This window comes from Stagnihabitans lacustris, assembly GCF_025950525.1.
Classification (GTDB): domain Bacteria; phylum Pseudomonadota; class Alphaproteobacteria; order Rhodobacterales; family Rhodobacteraceae; genus Stagnihabitans.
The window spans coordinates 31,625-50,544 of the sequence record NZ_JAPDGS010000011.1 but is presented as its reverse complement, the minus strand read 5'-3'; the positions used below and the strand labels follow the sequence as shown (position 1 = coordinate 50,544).

The window sequence follows — 18,920 nt, the reverse complement described above, 5'->3', positions numbered from 1 at the left end:
CATTTCGCCCGTTTTTCAGTCAGTTTGCGAAGTCGGAAACAGCACCGAGGCATCGCCATAGGAAAAGAACCGATAGCCCGTGGCGACCGCATGGGCATAGACGCGGTCCATCACCTCTTTGCCCATCAGAGCCGACACCAGCATCAACAGGGTCGACTTGGGCAGGTGAAAATTCGTCATCAGGCCAGAGGTCACGCGCCAGCGATAGCCCGGATAGATGAAGATGTCGGTCGGCCCGCGCCAAGGTTCCACCTGACCGGTCACGGCGGCGCTTTCGATCAGCCGCAGCGCCGTTGTCCCCACTGGGATCACGCGACCGCCCGCGGCACGGGTCGCGTTGATCTCGGCCGCGGCCGCCTCGGTGACTTCGCCCCATTCGGCGTGCATCTTGTGGGTCGTCACATCCTGCACCTTGACCGGCAAAAACGTCCCCGCCCCGACATGCAGCGTCACTTCGGTAAAGGTCACGCCCTTGTCGGCTAGGGCCTGCAAGAGCCAGGGTTCGAAATGCAAGGAGGCCGTGGGGGCGGCCACCGCGCCGGAATGGCGGGCAAAGACGGTCTGGTAGTCGGTCATATCCTGCGCATCGGGGGCGCGCTTGGCCGCGATATAGGGCGGCAGCGGCATTTGCCCGGCCTCGGCCAGGGCCGCGTCAAAGTCATCCCCCACCAGGTTGAAGGCCAGCACCAGGTCGGTTTCCGACTTTTCCGCAACCTGGGCCGAAAGCCTGTCCGAGAACCGGATCACCTCGCCCATATTCACCTTGCGCAGGGGTTTGGCCAGCGCCCGCCAGCCAGTCGCGCGCGGCTCCAGCAGGGTGATTTCCACCTTGGCCACCGCATCGCCACGGGCCCGCGTGCCAGACAGCCGCGCCGGGATCACCTTGGTGTTGTTCAAGACCAGCCGGTCGCCGGGGCGAAAGACATCGACCAGGTCGCGCACGAAAGCATCGCGCATCGCCGCCCCCTGCACCACCAAAAGCCGCGCATCCGACCGCGGGGTCATGGGCCTTGTCGCAATCAGCGCCTCGGGCAAGTCAAAGTCGAAATCGGACAGGTTCATCCGCCATTTCCTTGTGGAGCGGGGGCGCGGAAGATTTCGCGGAACATCCCCGGGGTCAGGATCGAAAGCGGGTTCACGCTGACCTGAGGGTCGCCAGCCGTTCCGCGCAATGTATAGGCAAAGCCGAACAGCCCCTCGCCCTTGCGGGTCAGGACGGCGCCGATGCCGTTCAACAGATAGATGGGCGACACGACGCCGCGCATGTCAAAGGCCTGCGCGTCCTGGCGGTAAAGACCCTCAAGCGAGACCCCCATCGACAGGCCGATGGCCGAGCCGCGGCGGACCTCGATCACATCGGGGGTCAGCAGAAAGCTGCCCTCGGCGCGGTCGAAAAGGATGCCCTCGCCGCCCAGTTGTTCCAACAGCCCCACGACCGAGATGGCCGACAGCAGGTCCGCCATGAAGGACCCATACCGCACCCGGACCTGGTCGATGCGCAAGGTGCCATCATAGACCCCGACGGCGGCTTGCGGCACAAGGGACAGCGTCATCCCCCCGCCATAGGCCGAGGCGAACAGGCCCGCGTCCCGGGCCACCGCGCCCGCGTCCCCGGCCTCGATCCGCACGGCAGAGCCATGGGCGGTGGGCACGACGGTGCCCGTCACAGGCGCCGCGCCGTTCACCCGGCCCTGAAAGGTGCCGTTGAACCCGCCACGCAAGGTGAACTCGCCGCGGAAGGGTTGCAGCCTGATCCCCTCTGACACTCGCAGCGACGACAGGTCAGCCGTGATCCGGTTCGTCCCTGGTCCGCCCTGCCCGCCGCGGTCCTGCGGGAATTTGCGCAGGTCGATGCTGCCCGAGGTCAGGGCAAAGTCCACCGGGTTCTTGCCCTGACCGCGGATGTCCAACGCGCCCTCCAGCCAGGCGCCCATCTTGACCTCGTCAAAGCGCGCGAGGTCCAACAGCCCGTCCGGCCGCAGGGTGACACGCCCCCGCGCCGCAAGCCCCGGCGCGTCCAATTGCAGCACATCGACCCGCGGCACGGCGCCCAAAGTCACCTCGGCCCGCAGCGCACCCTTGGTCTTGGCCCCCTTGCGCCACCCCAGCTCCGGGATGGCCAGGGTCAGGCCCGCCAGCTCTGATGTCAGGATCAGACGCCCCGGCTGGCCCCGCATCAAGGTCACATCGACCCGAGCCGGACCCTCGCCCGCCACCGCCGATTTCGGCAGGCCCAGGCGGAATTCGCTGACCGCCGCGGGCGACAGCGTCACCGTCGCGGAAATCAGCGTGGGCTTGGGCGGCACCGGATCGGGATAGATCGGCATCGAGGCCGGGACCTTGGCCGCCAAGGCCACCTGGCGCGGCGACAGCGGCTGTTGCGGGATCTCTTGCGTCAGGACCATGTCAAAGGGCACGGCGCCGACGCGGCCCTTCCCCGTGATGGTCAGATCGGTCGAGGTCACATGCACATCCAGCGCGGGCGCCGTGACACGGTGGCCCTTGATCAGCTTGTCCGAGACGAAATCCCGCACCACGGCGCGGACATCCAACGTCACATGCTCTTGCAAGACGCGGGCAATCAGCGGGAACTGGATGCGGGCGGCAAGATCGACCTCGCCCGCGCCAAGGTCCACCGGCTGACCCGCCTTGCGCAGATAGGACAACGGCGGCTGATCCAGCAAGGACAGCGTCGCGGTCAGCGGCCCGCGCACCCGCAAGGCGATATCGGCGCTGGCCGGCTTCAGCGTGATGTCCGGCACGGCAAAGACGGTGCCCGCGACATCCAGCCGCCCGCCCTCGGGGGGGGTCAAGGTGCCCTTGGTCACGACCAGCGTATAGGTCCGGCCCTGGATCGTCGAATAGCCCTCGGCCCCCGTCACCGGCGGCATCTTGGGCATGAAGCGCAATTCGGCCTCGGAAAAGGCATAGGCGATTTCCGCCCGCGGCTCTTGGCCCGGCGCCAGGCGCAGGCCGGCCTTCAGGTCTTTCAGCAGGGCGTTGCGGATGTTGCCCTCGACCCAGGACCTGGTGCCCGGCACCAGCCGCAGGGGCCAGATCGCCAAAAGCCTGTCGCGTGAGATGCGGTTCAGGTCCAGGTCGATGGCCGTGGTCCACCCCTTGGGCGAGGCGCTGATGCGGCCTTTCAGGCTGAGGGTGTCGCCCGCCTCGGCCAGGGTGAATTGGCCGATGTCCAGCGTGAAAGGGTCCAGCTTCAGGCGGACATCCACCGCGCCCTGGCTGAACTGCACCGGGGCCTCGAACAGGCCATCGGGATCGACCGACAGGTCCTGGATCGACAATTGCCCCAGAAAGGCCGCGGGGATGCGCGCTGACAGGGGCCCCGTGGCGCGCTGGCCCTGGTCGTCGATCATATAGGCCTGACCCTTGGCCGTCAGGCGCAGGCTGCGGCTTTGCAAGGACAGGTCGGTCAAAAGGATGCGCCCGGCCGCAGGATCAAAGCCCAGGCCCAGGCTGGCGCGGTCAAAGGCCACGGGGGTCGTGGCGGGCGTGGGGCGCAGGGCGCCCGCGCCGATGTCCAGCCGCCCTTCCAGCGCGGTGACGCCCGCAGGCCCGATCGTCGTCGCCAGCCGCCCCGAGATCGGCGCATCCAGCACCCCCAGCCAGGCCAGCGCCGGCGCCCCCGAGGCGAGGTCCGCGGCCGAAACCTGCGTCACCTCGGCCGAAAGCCGCGCCGATTGGCTCCCCTTGGCCAGAACCGCCGTCAGCACCGCCTGAGAAGACCCCTGGCCCCCCGTGACCAGCGTCATGGCCAGCTGAGCCGCAAGCTCTTTCGGGCCATTGTCGACCGAAAGCCGGCCATCGCCCACCGTCCAGGTCTTGCCAAGGCGCTGATCGGTCAGGGTCAGGCTTAGCGCCTCGGCCTCGATCCGGGTCAGTTTGGCGAAGGCAGGCTGGGCAAAGGCCGCGTCCAGCAGGGCAAAGGCCTGGGCGGGGCTGTCCAGCCCGGGGCCCGGGGTCTGAGCGGTCGACGTCTGGTTGCCCAGATCCAGGTCCAGCCGCCCGTCCCGGTCGCGCCGGATCGCCAGCCGCGCGCCCACGATCCGCAGGCTTTGCGGCTGGATCACGCCGTGCAGCAGACTGCCCGGGTCCAGCGCCAGATGGGTTTCCGGCAGGGTCAACAGCGTCTGACCCGAGGGCTGCAACAGCGACAGGTCCTCGATGTCCAGCACGGGCGTCCAGTCGGTGCCGATGGTCAGGGTGATCCCCCCCACCGCGGCGGCATTCTGCGGCAGGACCTTGGCCAGCGAATCGTTCAGGCGCTTTTCGATCTCGACCACGACCCAGACCGGCAGCGGAATGGTCCGCCCGTTCAGCGCCAGAAGGCCAAGACCCAGGATGGCCACCAGCGCCAGGAACACCAGCCGTCCCCCCAGGCCAGAGCGGTGGCGGCGGTCCTTGCGGCGGCGCTCGTGGAGCGGGGCGGGGGACGCGCTTTGCCGACGCTCCCCCTTGCGCCGCTCCGCCTTGGTGGGGGCGGCTTGGTCAGGTGCCAGAATGTCGGGGGCCAGAGTGTCGGGGGCAGCGTCCAGGTGGGAATCGGCGGGGGAACGGGTGTCCGGGCCCGGGACAAGGCGTTGCTCTGGCGCAAGCACCAGGGGGGCGCTGTTGCCCGCAGCTTTGTCCTTGGGACCTGTCATCCTGGTTTGCCCGATGTCCGCTTTGCCCGAAGTCTGCTGTGCCCGAAGTCTGGTTTGCCCGAATTGCGGGTCAGATTTTTCCCGGCATGCCTTTATCTTTGGCCCAAGGCAACTAGAACGCCAAGGAAAGGCGGGATTTTGCCCGCAGAGGCCACAAAGGAGCCCTTCGGATGACCCAGACCCTCGTTGCAGGCCAGCCCGCCCCCGATTTCACCCTTCTGCGCGAGGATGGCAGCGCGGTCACGCTGCAGGCCTTGCGGGGCGGGCGGGTGGTGCTGTTCACCTATGGCGCCGATGGCACGCCCTCTTGCACCAACGAGATCATGGAGTTCCAGGCGCTCTTGCCCGCGTTCCAGGCCGCCGGGGTTACGGTGCTGGGCCTGTCAAAGGACGGGGTGGAAAAGCACCGCAAGTTTGCGGCCAAGCAGGGGCTTGGCATGGCGTTGCTGTCGGACAAGGACGGTCATGTGATGGAGGATTGGGGCGCTTATGGCGAGAAGATCTTCTTTGGCAAGCAAGTGGTGGGCGTCTTGCGCACGACCTTTCTGATCGAGGCGGATGGCACCCTGGGCGCGATCTGGCGGGTCGAGAAGGTCAAGGGACACGCGGCCGAGGTTCTGGCCGCCGTCAAGGGCTAGGTCTTGCGGACAGCGCTGGAGGGGGCGCTGCCCCCTCCAGACCTCCCCCGGGATATTTGTGAAAAGATGAATGAGACACGCTTGCCCGGGGTCCGGCGCAGATGCGATAGGGCGGGGGGAGGTGGCGCATGGCTTTGACTTTGGCGGAAATGGCGGTCGAAGTGCTGACCTGCGGGGATGCCTTGCAGAAGGTCAGCTTGGGGCGCGCGCATGCGGCGGCCTGGTTGGCGTCTCGTGCCGCGGGGGTGCCTTTGGCCGTGGGGCGGGCGGAGCCGCCTTTGCAGCCCGCGCGGCCTGCGGCGCCGGAGCTTTTGGACCCGCGCGACGTGCCGCGCCGCAAGCCGGGCAGTCTGGCGGGGCGGCAGGCCATGTTGCATGCCGTGGCCCATATCGAGCTGAACGCGGTCGATCTGCATTGGGACATCATCGCGCGGTTTTGCGATCAGCCCATGCCTTTGGGGTTTTACGACGACTGGGTCCGGGCGGCAGATGACGAGTGTCGGCATTTCCTGATGCTGTGCGACTGCCTTGCGGCCATGGGGTCACATTACGGCGCCCTGCCTGCCCATGCCGGGATGTGGCGCGCGGCCGAGGATACGATGGGCGATCTGCAGGCGCGGCTTGCGGTGGTGCCCATGGTGCTGGAGGCGCGGGGGCTGGACGTGACTCCGGGCATGATCGCGCTGTTCCAGGGGGCGGGCGAGGCCGGGGCGGTGGCGGCCTTGCAGGTGATCTATGCCGAAGAGGTCTCCCATGTCGCCTATGGGTCGAAATGGTTCAACTGGCTGTGCGGGCGGGAGGGGACCGACCCGAAGGAGGTCTTTCACGACCTCGTCCGGCGTTATTTCCACGGATCGCTGAAGCCGCCGTTCAACGAGGAAAAGCGCGCCGATGCCGGGCTGCCGCCGGATTTCTATTGGCCGCTGGTCGAGGCGCGAGGCCAAGGGGGCTGAATTGCCTTGCGTCGGCAGGGCGCGACCAAAGGGGGCTTGGGGTCCTTTGGCAGGACGCCTTTCAGCGGATTCCCGCAAAGCGCGCGCCCCCTGCCTGGCGCCATGGTTGAAACCTGCGCCCCACAAGGCTAGCCAAGGAAAAGCCCTGACCCAAGGAACCGGACGACGTGCTTCAACGTTTCGCCTTTCGCCTCAACCTCGCCCTGGAACCGTGGTTCCCCGAGCAAAGGCTGTTCCTTAAATCTGACACGGCCACGCGATTCGTCCGCCTGCGCCCCGTGACCCAGGCCATGGGGCTGATGATTGGCGTTCTGGCCACGGGCTGGATGATGGTCGCCTCTGCCCTGCTGATCGTCGACATGCTGGGCCAGGCCAACAGCCGCGACCAGGTCGCCAGCCAGACCGAAGTCTTTGCGGAACGGCTTGAGGCGCTTTCGGCCGACCGGGATTTGCGCGTGACCGAGGCCGCTGGCGCCCAGGCGCGCTTTAACCTGGCGCTGCAGCAGGTTTCGGCCATGCAAGAGCGGCTTTTGGCCTCGGAAACCCGCTTGCGCGAGTTGGAAACCGGGATCGACGTCATTCAGAACACCTTGCGCCGCACCATTGGCGAGCGCGACGCCGCCCGGGCCGAAGTGGCGGCGCTGGCGGGCACGGTCCAGGGCCCTGCCCTGCAGGCCGAGGACTTGGCCCAGACCGTCGACCTGATGACCGAGGCCCTGACCGCCGCCGCCCGCGACCGCGACGGCATGGCCGGAGAGGTCGCCAAGGCCGAAGCGAAAACCGCCGAGGTCGCCAAGGCCAAGGCCGAGGTCGAGGCGCGCAACGCCATCATCTTTGCCAAGCTGGAAGAAGCGCTGACCGTCTCGGTCGAGCCCCTGGAGAAGATGTTCGAAGCGGCGGGCCTGAACCCCGATGACCTGATTTCCGCGGTGCGCTCGGGCTATTCGGGCCAGGGCGGTCCGCTGGTGCCGATCAAGCTGTCGACCATGGGCCTGTCGGGCAGTCCCGACGAGACGCGGGCCAATGCGATTCTGGCCAGCATGGATACGCTGAACACCTACCGGATGGCGGCGTTCAAGGTGCCGCTGGGCTTGCCGGTCAAGACCTCGTTCCGCATGACCTCGGGCTTCGGCGGGCGCAATGACCCGATCAATGGCCGCCACAAGATGCATGAGGGCCAGGACCTTGCCGGCGATTATGGCGATCCGATCTATGCCACGGCCGATGGAACCGTCACCTATGCCGGCTGGGAATCGGGCTATGGCCGGCTGATCAAGATCAAACATGCCTTTGGCATCGAGACCCGCTATGGACACCTGTCGGAGATCGGCGTTTCTGTCGGTCAAAAGGTATCGCGCGGCGAAAAAATCGGTGATATGGGCAACTCGGGCCGGTCCACCGGCACTCACCTTCACTACGAGGTCCGCCTCAGCGGGACCGCCGTCAATCCGATGACCTTCATAAGGGCTGCGAGAGATGTTTTCTAAGAGTCGCATCAATGAACCCGGACCCAAGGGCGAGGGAGATAAACCCAAGGCACCGGAGGCCCCGATGACAAAACCCGCGACGGACTACACGCCTGCCGCACCCCGCGGCAAGGTGGGGGCCTCGATCCTGTCGGCCGACCTGACGGTGGTCGGCAACCTGAAGACCTCGGGCGATATCCAGGTCGAAGGCACGGTCGAGGGCGATATCCGCGCCCATCTGCTGACCGTGGGCGAAAGCGCCACGATCCGCGGCGAGATCGTCGCCGATGACATCGTGGTCAATGGCCGCGTGATCGGTCGCGTGCGGGGCCTGAAGGTCCGCCTGACCTCGACCGCGCGGGTCGAAGGCGACATCATCCACAAGACGATCGCCATCGAATCGGGCGCGCATTTCGAAGGCTCGGTCCAGCGTCAGGAAGACCCGCTGGCGACCTCGCGCGGGGCCCTGCCGCCGCCGGTTTCGGGCGAAGGCGTCTAAACGACCCCCTTTTGCCAGATGGTCCCAAGGGCTCCGGTTTCGGGGCCCTTTTCATTTTCACGGCGCAAAGGCTGCCAGTCTCGGCGGCCTTATCCTTTCCCCGAAGGAGCGCGGTCCCATGGGTTTCCCGTCGGGCGAAGCCCGAGGGGAAACCCATGGGAGGGGGCGGCGCGGGCTTTGCCCGCGCCGCCCGGGTCCGACTGGCTGGGCTGCGGGCGAAGCCCGCTGACCGGACAGTCGGAGGAACGGGGTCCCATTGGAGGGCTGCGGGCTTTGCCCGCAGCCCTCCAATGGGAGGTGGCGCGATGCTGCCGCATCGCGCCAGGCCACAGAATCGCAAAGGGCCGCAGGGGGACAGTCTTGGGGCGGGCGTCTGGTCCAGGCTGCGGCAAAGGCGGGGCTCAGACGACCAGCCGCCGATAAAGATGCCAGGAGCCATGCCCGAACAACGGCAGCACCACGAACAGCCCCAGGAACCCCGTCAGCATCCCCAGGCCCAGCCCCAAGGCGATCATCGCCCCCCAGACCAGCATCACCAGCGGCGAGGCCGTCACGCAGCGCATCGAGGTGATCATCGCGGTGATGAAATCCACCTCGCGGTCCAACAGCAAGGGCAGGCTGACCACCGTCAACCCAAACAGCACAAAGGCGATGACCGCCCCCAGCAGGGTCCCGAAGCCCAACATCGCCAGCCCCTCGGGCGTCAGGAACAGCCCCCAGGACGACGACACATTGGTCAGCGTCGATGTCCCCAGAAACAGCGCAAAGGTGATATGGCTGAGGAAGTTCCAGAACAGAAAGAACACCACGACCACCGCCGCCATCGAGGGGATCTGCCGGTCCTTCTGCCGCCAGATCACCCCCAGCACCGCGCACGCGATCAGCGGCTCACCCGCCTCCAGCCGCCGCGACACCTCATAGAACCCGCAAGCCAAAAACGGTCCCAGGATCGGAAACCCCGCCATGGCCGGGATCGTCCACCAAATCTGTCCCTGGGCCGACAGGGCCGCCAGAATACCCCAGCCGCCCAACACATAGACGACCGAGAAAAACGCCCCATAGGCCGGCGCCCGCAGGACATCCGCCCAACCTGCCGCAAGCGCCGCCCGCAGGTCGCTGAAATCGGCCTGCATCACCGTGACCTGCACAGGACCCGTCGCCACATCCTCCATCGGCCAGGGCCTCCCACCCCGCCTGATGCCTTTTATACTTGCCCAATTATTCCGGGGCAGGCCGCTGGTTCAAGAAACCGGTGGACTGGGGGGCTGGCCCCCGCGTGTCCCGCAGCCGCAAGGCATCACGTCAGCCAAAAGCTAACCCCACCCTGCCCCGAACCCCAAACGAAAAAACCTCTCCGCCGCGCGAAGAGGTCTCTTTCCTGCTGGCCCCGATACGCAGGGGGGGTCAAAAAGGTCTGCCCCTCGCTTCGCCAGTGGTGCAAGAAACAAGTGGCAGGTGCACCCTTTGGGCAGGGGTGCGAGGGCTGTGCCCCTTGCTTCGCCTCTGGTGCAAGAAACCAGTGGCATGAGCCCCTGCCTGAGCCCTATTCGCCCTGCGCGTCAGCCCGGCTCTTGCCTGCCACATCCATGGCCAGCGTCGCCGCCATAAAGCCATCAAGGTCGCCGTCCAGCGTCCCTTGGGTGTCCGATGTCTCGTGGTTGGTCCGCAGGTCCTTCACCATCTGATAGGGCTGCAGCACATAGGACCGGATCTGGTTGCCCCAGCCCGCATCGCCCTTGTTCTCATGCGCCTCGTTGATGGCGGCGTTCCGCTTGTCCAGCTCCATCTGGTAAAGCCGCGCCTTCAGGGCCGTCATGGCGATGTCGCGGTTCTGGTGCTGTGACTTCAAGCTGGAGGTCACGACAATGCCGGACGGAAAGTGCGTGATCCGCACGGCCGAGTCGGTCTTGTTGACGTGCTGGCCACCCGCGCCCGAAGAGCGATAGGTGTCGATGCGGATGTCCTTGTCATGCACTTCGATTTCGATGCTGTCATCCACCACCGGATAGACCCAGACCGAGGCAAACGAGGTCTGCCGCTTGTCGCCCGACCCAAAGGGGCTGATGCGGACCAGGCGATGGACGCCCGATTCCGTCTTCAGCCAGCCATAGGCATTCTTGCCGGTGATCTTGTAGGAGGCCGACTTGATCCCGGCCTCGTCGCCATCGACTTCGGACAGAAGCTCGACCTGATAGCCCTTGCGCTCGGCCCAGCGGGTATACATCCGCGCCAACATCAAGGCCCAATCGCAGCTTTCCGTGCCACCCGCGCCGGCGTTGATCTCCAGGAACGTGTCATTGCCATCGGCCTCGCCGTTCAACAGCGCCTCAAGCTCTTTTTGACGGGCGGTCTCCACCAGGGCGGTGATCGCGGCCTCGGCCTCGGCGACGATCTCGGCGTCGTCCTCGGCCTCGCCCATCTCGATCAGTTCCAGGTTGTCGCGCAAGCCCCCCGCCAGAAAGTCATAAGACCCCTTGGCGTCGATCAGCCCCTGACGTTCCCGCATCAGCTTTTGCGCCTTGGCCGGGTCGTTCCACAGGTCGGGCGCCTCGATCATCGCCTCGAACTCTTCCAGCCGATGTCCCACCGTCTCCAGGTTCAGACGCTGCCCCAAGAGAACCAGCGACTTCTGGATCGCATCGACGTGGTTTTGGATTTCGGCGCGCATGAGAGACCTCTTGGACGTGACGGCGGGGAGATAGCGGTTCAAGGCCTGCGGGGCAAGCCCAACTCGCCGTTAGTAAAGCCCACCCGAGCTTGCCGACCCGAAGGTCGCCTTCTTGGGCACCTCTTTCACCTGGCCATCGCCGGTCGTCACCGTCTCGGTCTCGGTGCCCAAGGCCGCACCAAGATCGCTTTCGCCCGGCGCGAACAAGGGCAGGTCCTGGCCCATGCCAAACCCGCCATCGACCAGCGCGCCCAGGCCAAAGACCGGAACTTCGCCATCGCGGAAATATTCGGCCTGCACATTGGGACCAGAGGCGTCATCGGGCAGTTGCGCGCCGGAATAGCGGTCGATCTTGATGAAATGCCCACCCGGAGGCACTTTGAAATCCGTGCCGCCATAGCGCTTCACGACCTCGTCCATGAATTCCTTGAAGATCGGCACGCAGAGCGTCCCGCCAAAGGCCCCCGGCCCAAGACTGCGCGGATTGTCATAGCCCAGATAACAGCCCGCCACTGTGTTCGAGGTGAAGCCGATGAACCACACATCCTTGGCGTCATTCGTGGTCCCGGTCTTGCCCGCCGTCGGCACCGCCAGTTGCGCGCCCGTGGCCGTGCCATGAACCACGACACCTTGCATCATCGAGGTCAGCTGATAGGCGGTGATCGCGTTCATCACCCGCTCGCGGTCCGACGTGATCTGCAGGCCCTGCCCCGCAGGCAGGCTGGCCGCGGTGCAATCCTCGCAGACCCGCGTGTCATGGCGGTAGATCGTCTTGCCATAGCGGTCCTGGACGCGGTCGACGAGCGTCGGCTCCACCCGCTCGCCGCCATTGGCGAACATGGCATAAGAGGCAACCATCTTGAACAGCGTGGTTTCCTGCGCGCCCAGGCTGTTGGCCAGCAGCGGTTGCAGGTGGTCATAGACGCCGAAGCGTTCGGCATAGCCGGCCACCGTCTCCATCGTGACGTCTTGCGCCAGGCGGATCGTCATCAGGTTGCGGCTTTGCTCGATCCCGATGCGCAACGGCGCCGGCCCGTAGAACTTGTTGGACGAGTTCTTGGGCGTCCAGAGGCCCTGGGGCGTGTCGACCACGATGGGCGCGTCGACGACCATCGTGGCGGGGGTAAAGCCACTGTCCAGCGCGGCGGCATAGACGAAGGGTTTGAAGCTGGACCCCGGCTGGCGCAAAGCCTGCGTCGCGCGGTTGAAGACCGAGTCCATATAGCTGAACCCGCCCTGCATCGCGATGACGCGGCCAGAGTTCACATCCATAGCCATGAAGCCGCCCTGAATCTCGGGGACCTGGCGCAGCGACCAATGATCAACGGTGCCATCCTCGGCCAGGATCGGCTTGACCATGACGATGTCGCCCACTTCGACCAGATCGGCGGGGGCGCGGGCCTTTTTGCCCAGCGAGCCATCCGGGTTGCGCTTGCGCGCCCAGGTGACGTCTTTGGCCGTCACCGTGCCCGGGGCGGCCTCGCCCTCGATGCCGATTTGCGCGGTGTCCTCGCCCAGCTCCAGCACGACGCCCGCGCGCCAGCCTTCGACGTCGCGCGCCAGGCCCGCCACCTTGACCAGGGCCGCGCGCCAGTCGGTCATTTCCTCCGTGGTCAGACGCTTGCCCGAGCCCCGCCAGACGCCCTGATCGCGGTCGTATTTCTCCAGCCCGGTGCGCAGGGCCTTGGCAGCCAGACGCTGAAGCTCTGGGTCTTCGGTGGCACGAATGGCAAGCCCGCCCGAGAAGAATTCCTCCTCGCCAAAGGTGCCCGACAGCTGACGGCGGATTTCATCGGTGAAATAGTCGCGCGGCGGCAGGGCCTCGCGGTAGGCGGGGATTTCGCCGCCCTGCACGGTGCGCAGGGGTTCTGCCTTGGCGGCCTCGCCGGTGGGGTCGTCCAGATAGCCGTTCTGCTCCATCTCGTTCAGCACATAGTTGCGCCGTTCCACCAGGCGGTCCTTGTTGCGGACCGGGTGAAAATCCGAGGGCGCCTTGGGCATCGAGGCCAGAGTTGCGGCCTCGGCCGGGGACAGTTCGGACAGGGTCTTGTTGAAATAGGTCTGCGCCGCAGCCGCCACCCCGTAAGAGTTCTGCCCCAGGAAGATCTCGTTCATGTAAAGTTCAAGGATGCGGTCCTTGGACAGGGTCTGTTCCAGACGCGTGGCCAGGATCAATTCCTTGATCTTGCGTTCGATGGACCGTTCGCCCGACAGAAGGAAGTTCTTGGCCACCTGCTGCGTGATGGTCGAGGCGCCGCGCGCATCCTTGCCGCGCGACACCATCGCCTGATAGCCGGCGGCCAGGATGCCGCGGACATCATAGCCGGGATGGGTGAAAAAGTTCTTGTCCTCGGCCGAAACGAAGGCCTGTTGGACCAGGGGCGGGATATCGGCGATGGGGACGAAAAGCCGCCGTTCGGTGGCGAACTCGTCCATAAGCTGACCCTCGCCGGAATAGATCCGGCTGATCGTCGGCGGCGCATAGGTCGCAAGGTTCTGCGTCGAGGGGACTTCGGTCGAATACATGTAAAAGACCCCGCCCGCCGTCAAGGCGACAAAGGCAAGGCCAAGCGTGACCGTCGTGAAAACGGCCCCGAAGAAAGAAGTGATGAGACGCAGCAAGTCCGGACCCTCGCGTGGATGGATGCTTATAGGCGGAAAAGCGAGGGAAGGTCAAAACACCCTGTGACCGCGCTGCACGATCCCGCCGATGGGGGGCTTTGCCGACCGGACCCTGGCGCCCGCCGGCACCGGCGGCCTGCCGACGGAGAGGACCGCGCTTGTGCGCGCCCTGTCCGGCGGGGTCTGTCGGGCCCGTGCAACAAACCCCGCCGGACAGGGGTCGCGCACAAGCGCCAACCGATTACAGGCGCGGCAAGGGGGGGGCATATCATGCCGAACGCGGTCGGTTGCCCCCCGCTGCGGCCGCCGAAGTCCCCCGACCGCCCCCTACGGCGCCGCCGCTTCGACCTCGTCCCAGGTCTTCAGCCCCTCTAGGATCGCTTGCGCCATGCCGGCCCGCCACTCCGGATCGCTCAGCCGTTCCAGGTCGGACTGGCTGGAGAGGAACCCCAACTCGACCAGGACCGAGGGGATATCGGCCGATTTCAACACCGCAAACGACGCCTCTTGATGCGGATGGCGGTGCATTTTCAGCCCCGCCCCCTTGATCGCCGCCACCAGCGCCGCCGCCAGACGGTCGGTCCGCGGCTGCGTTTGCGCCCGCGCCATGTCCATCAGCACCTTGGCCACCTGATCATCCTGGCGGCTAAGATCGACCCCGGCCAGCAGGTCGTCGCGGTTGTGCCGTTCGGCCAGGGTCTGCGAGGCCGCATCCGAGGCCGCATCGGCCAAAGTATAGACCGTGGCGCCCACCGCCTCGCCCTCGGGGATCGCATCGGCATGAAGCGACACAAAGACCTGCGCCCCGGCCTGATGGGCCAGCGAAATCCGGGTCTCCAGGGGGACGAAATCATCGGTTTCCCGCGTCATGGTGACGGCAAAGCCGCCATCCCGCAGCAGGACTTCCTTCAACTCACGCGCGAAGGTCAGCATCAGGTCGGCCTCGGAAAAGCCGCCCCGCTCTGCCCCGGGGTCCAGTCCGCCATGGCCGGGGTCCAGCACGACGACCAGGGGCCCCGTGCCGCGCGGCGGGACCGGGACCAAGGCCGCGGGCTTCGGCAAGGCCCAGCCGGGCGGCTCGGGCTGGCTTGCGGCCGCGGCAAAGGCCTTTGCCGTCGTGGGGCCCAGCCGGATCGCCACCCGTGTCGCGCCCTCGGTCGTCATGCCCGCGCTTTCCACCGCCATGGGCGCCTTCAGGTCCAGCACCAGACGCGACCAACCGGGGCGAAACACCCCCGCCCGCAGGCCCGTGACATGGCTGGAGGCCTGGGCCATCGCCTCCAGCCCCGTCCAATCCACCTCGCGGAAATCGACGACCAGCCGCGGCGGCTGATCCAGCACCCGCACCCGCCAAGGCACCGGCTGCGAGATCGCCAGCACCAGATCCAGCCCCTGCACCCGGTCGCGGATGCTGCTGGCGGCGGGGTCAAGCCGCGCCAGACCCGTCAGGTCCTGCGCCGCCAAGGGAAGCGCAAAGGCCAGTAGAAACAATAGGATGCGGATCAAAACGGCACATCCGTGACCTGATGCGCCGGGATCACCCAGCGCGCGACGATGTTCTTGATCCCCGAATGTTCGAAGTCGATCTCCAGCTTGTCGCCTTCCATCGCCACAATATTCCCATAGCCGAACTTCTGGTGAAACACCCGCTCTCCGATGCCGTAGCCCGTCACGGCCTGGGCGTCGATGGTCAGGCCTGCAGCCTCACGCGGGGCCGAGACGCCGCGGGTCTGAACCCGGTCCTGCAGCCGCTTCCAGCCCGGCGAGTTATAGACATCGGCCTTGGCCACCCGCGCGTCAAAGCTGTTCGCCCCGCCATAACCGCCCGCGCCATAACCGCCATTGTGCAGGGATGGCGGGCTGAGGACCTCGACATGATCGCCCGGCAGCTCGTCGATGAACCGGCTGGGCAGCTGGCTTTGCCATTGCCCGTAAACCCGCCGGTTCGACGCGAAAGAGATCGTGCAAAGCTCTTCGGCGCGGGTGATGCCGACGTAAGCCAGCCGCCGTTCCTCCTCCAGCCCCTTTTGCCCGCTTTCATCCATGCTGCGTTGGGACGGAAACAGCCCCTCTTCCCAGCCCGGCAGAAAGACCGCCGGAAACTCCAGCCCCTTGGCGGCATGAAGCGTCATGATGCTGACCTTTTCCGTCGATTCCTCGGATTCGTTCTCCATGATCAGGCTGACATGTTCCAGAAACCCGGTCAGATTTTCGAACTGTTCCAGCGCCTTGACGAGTTCCTTGAGGTTCTCCAGCCGCCCCGGCGCCTCGGGCGTCTTGTCCTGAACCCACATGTCGGTATAGCCCGACTCCTCCAGGATGGTTTCGGCCAACCGGACATGGTCGTGGTCTTCCAGCGTGACCTTGTGCCAGCGGTCGGTGTTTTCGACAAAGACCCGCAGGGCCGCGCCGCCCTTGCCCCCGATGACCCCGCGCGAGACGGCCTCACGCGCGCCCTCCAGCAGCGGCAGGCCCGAAGCGCGCGCAAGGCGCTGGATTTCCGACTGCGCCTTGTCGCCCAGGCCGCGCTTGGGCAGGTTCACCACGCGTTCAAAGGCCAGGTCGTCATCAGGCGACACCGCCAGCCGGAAATAGGCCATGGCGTCGCGAATCTCTTGGCGTTCATAAAAGCGCGGCCCGCCGATGACGCGATACGGCAAGCCGATGGTCAGAAACCGGTCCTCAAACGCCCGCATTTGATGCGAGGCGCGGACGAGGATCGCCATATCCTCGGGCGAACGGCCCTGGCCGCGCTGGAGGCTCTCGATCTGTTCGCCGACCCAGCGCGCCTCTTCCTCGCCATCCCAATGGCCGATCAGCCGGACCTTTTCGCCCTGTTCGCGGTCGGTCCACAAGGTCTTGCCCAGGCGGTTCGCGTTGCCCTTGATCACGCCCGAAGCGGCGGCGAGAATATGGGGCGTGCTGCGGTAATTCTGTTCCAGCCGCACGACGACCGCGCCGGGGAAATCGGCCTCAAAGCGCAGGATATTGCCGACCTCGGCGCCGCGCCAGCCATAGATCGACTGGTCGTCATCGCCGACGCAGCAGATGTTGTGATGCGCCTGCGCCAGAAGCCGCAACCACAGGTATTGGGCGACATTGGTGTCCTGATATTCGTCAACCAGGATATAACGAAAGCGGCGCTGCCAATCCTCCAGCACATCGCGGTGACGCTGAAAGATCGTCACGCAATGCAAGAGGATATCGCCGAAATCGACGGCGTTCAGGGTCTTCAGCCGCTCTTGATAGGCCTCATACAGCTCGGTGCCGCGGTTGTTATAGGCGCTGGCCTCGGAGGCAGGCACCCGGTCTGGCGTCCAGGCGCGGTTTTTCCAGCCGTCGATCAGCCCCGCCAAAAGCCGCGCGGGCCAGCGCTTTTCGTCGATATTCGCCACCGCGATCAGCTGTTTCAACAGCCGCAACTGGTCGTCGGTGTCCAGGATGGTGAAACTGGACTTCAGCCCCACCAGTTCGGCATGGCGGCGCAGGATCTTGACCGACAGCGAATGGAAGGTGCCCATCCAGGCCATGCCCTCGGCGGCCTCTCCCAGTTGGGCCAGGATGCGGTTCTTCATCTCGCGCGCGGCCTTGTTGGTGAAGGTCACGGCAAGGATCTGGTTCGGATAGGCCCGCCCCGTGCGCACCAGGTGGATGATGCGGGCGACGAGGGCCTTGGTCTTGCCGGTGCCCGCGCCTGCCAGCATCAGGACCGGGCCATCCAGCGCCTCGACCGCCTCGCGTTGGGCGGGGTTCAGGTCGTTCAGATACTCTGCCGGGGCCCGATCCAAAGACGGACTGCGGGCGGCCAAAGCGCGGGCGGAAAGGGAGAGGGACTCGGACATGTCGGGCAGACTAACGGAAAGCAAAGATCATGGGAAGCGGTGTTCTCTTTACGTTCCGCGCGCCTCCCAGAAATTGTGCAGGGGCAAGACCGTGCCACCTTCCGTAGGGTGTGCTTCAGCGCACCGCTACCGCCCCAGATCCACCGCCTTGGCATGGGCCGCCTCCAGCGCGGCAGACATCGCCTGCGCCATCCCGGGCGCGGCCGCAGCGATCCCGGCCGCCGTGACACCCCGGTAGCCGCGGTAAAGGTCCAAGACCGCGTCCAGGTCGCCCATCCGCCCCAAAAGCCCGCTGGCCGCCTGCACCACCACGGCCTGAACCGCCCGTTGTGCCACCGCCTCGGGCAGGCCAAAGGCGCGGGCATGGGTCAGCATCGCTTGCGCCATCAGCGCAGGATAGGCCATGCCCGAACCCGGCAGAGCCGCCATATAATCCAGCTGGTCTTCCGAGGTCAGGCGCACGACCTCGCCCATCGCGGACAGCAGTTTCATCACCAACTCCGCATCCCCCGGCCCGACATCGCCGACCCAGGGCGTATAGCTTGCGCCCTGCGGCGCGCCGGAATTGGGCATGGCGCGGACGATGCGGGCGCGAGGGGCCAGCGCGCGCAGCTTGTCCAGGGTCCAGACCGTCGCGAAAGAGATCACCAGGCCATCAGGCGCAAAGCCCGGGGTCGGGAAATCCTCGGGCCGCACCGCCACCACGACCACATCGGCGCGGGCGACCGCCGCCGCATCGGTCCACTCCGCCAGGGGAAACCCCCGCGGTCCCGAACGGTTGGCCAGCACCAGGCGGGCTTCGGGCCAGCCGCCCGCCACCAGACGCGCGGCGAGGGCGCCGCCCAGCCAGCCCGTCGCCCCCAATATCCCCAGCCTCATGCCATCCCCCCAGTTCGGCGCCTATTTCGCAGCGCCCAGTTTTGCGGCCCCCGGATATTCCGCGCGCATCCCCTCGGTATAGCGGGCGAAAAGCCGGGCAAAGGTCACGATATCGGCCTCATCCCAGGTCGCGAAAATCCGCATCGTGTGGCGCCACTTGGCGGTCATGAAGCCCTCAAGCAAGGTGCGCGCCGCATCGGTCGGCACCAGAACCGAGCGCCGCCCGTCCTCTTGGCTGACCGCCCGCAGCAACAGCCCGCGGTCCACCAGGTCGGCCGCGATCCGGCTGGCGCGGGACGGGTCCAGCGCCATTTCCTCGGCCAAAAGCCCCACCGTCGCCTCGCCCGCAGGCCGGCCATAGCCCGCCCAGATCCGCATGATCGAGGACAGGGCGTGGAACTGCGTGACCTCCAGCCCCGCGCCCAGTTCCTCCATCAGGCTTTGGGGCACATCGCCCTTCATCACCCGGCGGACATGGTGGAAATGGTCGCCGTCCAGCGCCAGCAGGGCATGGACCGCAGCAGGGGAAAAGCCCGCCTCGGTCAAGGCGGCGGTGACGCGGGCATGGGGATGGGTCGGTGTGTCGCTCATGTGCCTGCTTTGCGCGGGTTCCATGCCCCTGTCAAGCCCGTGCTAATAGCAATTACATGCCATTGACATATAATTGCCCAAGGCCTAAGACCGCGGCTTGC

13 protein-coding genes are annotated in these 18,920 nt (G+C 66.2%); 4 read left to right on the top strand and 9 right to left on the bottom strand.

The genetic code is table 11. From position 1 onward, the window contains the following. Window positions 1-15: 15 nt before the first annotated feature. Window positions 16-1,062 (bottom strand): tRNA preQ1(34) S-adenosylmethionine ribosyltransferase-isomerase QueA, encoded by a 1,047-nt coding sequence (gene queA / locus NX862_RS17865; protein WP_264495297.1) that lies wholly within the window; start codon window positions 1,060-1,062, stop codon window positions 16-18. Next, entirely contained in the window at window positions 1,059-4,661 is a 3,603-nt protein-coding gene (locus NX862_RS17860) for a DUF3971 domain-containing protein (protein WP_264495296.1), read from the bottom strand. Before NX862_RS17860 ends, queA begins: the two co-directional genes overlap by 4 nt. A gap of 170 nt (window positions 4,662-4,831) precedes the next feature. On the opposite strand from NX862_RS17860, the gene NX862_RS17855 reads away from it, so the two are divergent. The 4 genes from NX862_RS17855 (at window position 4,832) to NX862_RS17840 (ending at window position 8,217) form a co-directional block, all read left to right on the top strand. Further along, entirely contained in the window at window positions 4,832-5,299 is a 468-nt protein-coding gene (locus NX862_RS17855; RefSeq protein WP_264495295.1) for a peroxiredoxin, read from the top strand. Window positions 5,300-5,427: 128 nt separating this feature from the next. After that, the gene (locus NX862_RS17850) at window positions 5,428-6,252 is read left to right on the top strand and encodes a ferritin-like domain-containing protein (RefSeq protein ID WP_264495294.1); all 825 of its coding nucleotides are present in this window, start codon (window positions 5,428-5,430) and stop codon (window positions 6,250-6,252) included. A gap of 167 nt (window positions 6,253-6,419) precedes the next feature. Next, complete coding sequence (locus NX862_RS17845) at window positions 6,420-7,739, top strand: M23 family metallopeptidase (RefSeq protein ID WP_264495293.1); 1,320 nt, start codon at window positions 6,420-6,422, stop codon at window positions 7,737-7,739. Next, window positions 7,729-8,217 (top strand): bactofilin family protein, encoded by a 489-nt coding sequence (locus NX862_RS17840; RefSeq protein ID WP_264495292.1) that lies wholly within the window; start codon window positions 7,729-7,731, stop codon window positions 8,215-8,217. Before NX862_RS17845 ends, NX862_RS17840 begins: the two co-directional genes overlap by 11 nt. 401 nt (window positions 8,218-8,618) lie before the next feature. Here NX862_RS17840 and NX862_RS17835 read toward each other — a convergent pair whose 3' ends face one another. The 7 genes from NX862_RS17835 to NX862_RS17805 all read right to left on the bottom strand — a co-directional run bounded on the left by NX862_RS17835 (window position 8,619) and on the right by NX862_RS17805 (window position 18,819). Beyond that, on the bottom strand, window positions 8,619-9,389 hold the full coding sequence (locus NX862_RS17835) for a DUF2189 domain-containing protein (protein WP_264495291.1): 771 nt from the start codon (window positions 9,387-9,389) through the stop codon (window positions 8,619-8,621). A 371-nt stretch (window positions 9,390-9,760) separates the two neighbouring features. Beyond that, window positions 9,761-10,885 carry a peptide chain release factor 2 gene (prfB, locus tag NX862_RS17830; protein WP_264495290.1) on the bottom strand — a complete coding sequence of 375 codons (1,125 nt, stop codon included), beginning with the start codon at window positions 10,883-10,885 and terminating at the stop codon, window positions 9,761-9,763. A 69-nt stretch (window positions 10,886-10,954) separates the two neighbouring features. Then, window positions 10,955-13,507, bottom strand: a complete 2,553-nt coding sequence (locus NX862_RS17825) for a penicillin-binding protein 1A (RefSeq protein WP_264495289.1) — start codon at window positions 13,505-13,507, stop codon at window positions 10,955-10,957. A 327-nt stretch (window positions 13,508-13,834) separates the two neighbouring features. Continuing rightward, on the bottom strand, window positions 13,835-15,013 hold the full coding sequence (locus tag NX862_RS17820; RefSeq protein ID WP_264495288.1) for an N-acetylmuramoyl-L-alanine amidase: 1,179 nt from the start codon (window positions 15,011-15,013) through the stop codon (window positions 13,835-13,837). Then, window positions 15,010-17,349: an ATP-dependent helicase gene (locus tag NX862_RS17815; protein ID WP_264495287.1), complete on the bottom strand. Its 2,340-nt coding sequence runs from the start codon at window positions 17,347-17,349 to the stop codon at window positions 15,010-15,012. Before NX862_RS17815 ends, NX862_RS17820 begins: the two co-directional genes overlap by 4 nt. A 126-nt stretch (window positions 17,350-17,475) precedes the next feature. Beyond that, window positions 17,476-18,228, bottom strand: a complete 753-nt coding sequence (locus NX862_RS17810) for a pyrroline-5-carboxylate reductase family protein (protein ID WP_264495286.1) — start codon at window positions 18,226-18,228, stop codon at window positions 17,476-17,478. A gap of 21 nt (window positions 18,229-18,249) precedes the next feature. Next, window positions 18,250-18,819, bottom strand: a complete 570-nt coding sequence (locus NX862_RS17805; protein WP_264495285.1) for a MarR family winged helix-turn-helix transcriptional regulator — start codon at window positions 18,817-18,819, stop codon at window positions 18,250-18,252. Between the last annotated feature and the right edge of the window lie 101 nt (window positions 18,820-18,920).